Raw genomic sequence first — 2,613 nt, forward strand, 5'->3', positions numbered from 1 at the left:
GGTTTGGATAGTAAAATCTACTCCATGACCGCTAAGGTCAGCCGCGGTCTGCGTAGTTGGTGTGACACCATGGTTAAATCCAAAGGTGTTATGAAGAGTATGGCCCGCGCCGGCGATGTGGTCGTTGGTAAGATCAAGACTAGCTATAGCCCCTTGCTCCATAGCCCTGATGGCGTGCCTGTAATTCTCATGCACCCCCATTGTCCTATGGTGCGTATGCTTGGCATCGAAGAAGGTCAGGTTATTGGGATACAACGTACTCCTATGGGCTTCGTCCTATGCGGCCGCGTCAAGTTCTCTACTACTGATGCCTTCATCGCACACTACACAGTCAACCCTCTCCTATGGCACGCCGTTAACGAAGGTGATGCTGATGGTGATCAGTGCGGCGGCATTAATGCTCACAAGTATGGCATCGATACTGATAGTGCCCTCACTATCAATGATAGTCTCATGGGCATGGGTGGCTACTTCTACTGCTACGAAGCAGATGACCTGCCGTTCTTCGCCTTCATGAGCTATGAAGATAAGATGGGCAAGAAATCCCTCACTAAGTGGAATAAGCCTGTAGCTACTGCTATCGCTGTCGATAAGTACGTCAGCGACGCTGCTGAGGTGCATATGCACTACAAAGTGGCCGTAGGTGTTGGCTATGGCATCTGCTCCGCACTTGCCTTCCAGGCATGGGATAGTATGTACCGTACTAGCGGCGTCGATACCGACGCACTCAAGGCGTGTGTTATCGCCTGGCGTTTCGTCTATGAAAGCATGGGTCTCGGGGGCTATACCCCTGAGGCTAAGATCTTCATGGCTACCTTAGTGCAAGCAGCTCGCGCCTGGGCTGCTGGCGTATCTATGTATAAGTCGTTGCAAGACGGGTTATACTACTCTGCCAACTCCACTAAGCTTGCGGATACGGATCGCCAAGGAGGTGGTGTACCTCCTGCTCGGGTTATGGCTAACCTTATGCCTACTAAACTAGCTAAGGAGCCCGCGGTAATCTACCATCTCATAAAGGCCCGCGCCCGTACTCTCACATACGGCGCTCTCGAACGGGGCAACTTCGCTCGCGAGAGCCTTATCATGTCATCTGCCATATACGGAGCCTTCCGTCGTACTGGCCAGGGCCATGATCCTGTGGTTCCTATGACCCAGGATGACGCAGCCAGTTATGGCGCTGATGATATCGTCCCCGTTAGTGTGTTCGATATGGTAAGTGAGTTCCAACTCTCTAACTATGTCAGGAACCCTCAACTCAAACAGCTGTTGGAAATCGCAACTGCTGTACATCTCGACCTCGGCGACTACAAACTAGAACTCGCTGAAGCTGAAGATCATCCTGATTTCTAATTACAATGGGGTCATATGACCCCTGGGGCCACCTGGCCCCTTTTTCTTTTAGTGGAGCTCTTTACTCCATATGATAGGTAGTATCTGGTATTGCCCATGACAGCGAATGTTACTAGCGGCGGCTTATGCTCGTGACGGCGAATTCTATTAGCGGTGGCAATAAACTATCTGTTGGGTACTCCCTAAGCACCCAGCAAGAGCTGCGTTAGTTTCATTAGCCACTCCCTTTCAGAAGAGCTATTGTCGCGATAGCTACCATAGCTATACTAGCCACTCCCCAACGGAGGAGCTTATGGTACTCGAGCTGCTCCCCAGCGGAGAGCCTACAGGGCTCGAGCTGCGAAAGTAGCCAGTGCCATTCCCCAACAGAGGGGCTTGTGTCGCACTAGTCGTGATAACTACTATAGCTGCACTAGCTGCTCTAGCCACTCCGTTGGGGAGGGCCTATGGTACTCGAGCTGCGAAAGTAGTCGATACCACTCCCCAACGGAGGGATATAACCTCTAATTACTCATTATTACCTATTAGCTAGCCATGAGAACACAACGCACCACCAAAACCACCGCAGGAACCACTACTACTCTATCCCCTATAGAAGCATTCAAAGCATCGGTAGCAGAACCTAAACCACAGGAATCCAAAGCGCAACTGCTTTTCTCAATAGCGTTTACAACTAAGTTCCTTCCAGAACGCTTTTGGAACAAACCATGCTCCGATGGGAGCGTACGGTTAGTAGGCACAGTCGCGCGGACTAACAATATTACCCGTCAGGGTTTCCCAATTGCTAACGACCAGCTTGTTGATATGACAGTTGAAGTCCGGGTAAGACCGGACCAATTTGAGATTATCTCTGATGGCGCTGAAGGCATGGTAGGAGCGGGCTTATCCGTTCTCTTCGAGGTCGGGGAGCCCATCTTATCCGAACTCACCGTAAAGGGTGAGGAAACCAATACCATTGTCTTCTACGCATCCTCCTTATTAGGCATGGAGGTCAATCATACTTCCATTAGCGGCCGAGGCTTTGATTCAAAGAATGAGATGGATAACTGGTTCTCAAAAGCGCGGTCTCAGAATAATGATCGGCAGAAGCGCCGGCAAGTAGAGCGCACTGCTCGGCTACAAGCAACACAAGCTGCACAAGCTGCTGCCGCTGCTGCAAATAACGATGCAGAGTGGGTGGCGACGACCCCTGCCACAAGCACCAATCCTATGGAATAAGAATCAGCTGACCTTATCGGAGGTCGGCTGATATACGCCTCTCTA

At 51.0% G+C, this 2,613-nt stretch carries 2 protein-coding genes; both read left to right on the forward strand.

Annotation, left to right across the window (positions count from 1 at the left end):
* Positions 1 to 1,350 (forward strand): hypothetical protein (locus IM507_RS13030; RefSeq protein ID WP_287637137.1); only part of this gene is annotated, 1,350 nt, incomplete at its 5' end.
* Between the two features lie 534 nt (positions 1,351 to 1,884).
* On the forward strand, positions 1,885 to 2,568 hold the full coding sequence (locus IM507_RS13035; protein WP_287637138.1) for a hypothetical protein: 684 nt from the start codon (positions 1,885 to 1,887) through the stop codon (positions 2,566 to 2,568).
* Positions 2,569 to 2,613 lie beyond the last annotated feature (45 nt).

This window comes from Microcystis sp. M20BS1 (assembly GCF_020245305.1).
Lineage (GTDB): Bacteria > Cyanobacteriota > Cyanobacteriia > Cyanobacteriales > Microcystaceae > Microcystis > Microcystis ichthyoblabe_A.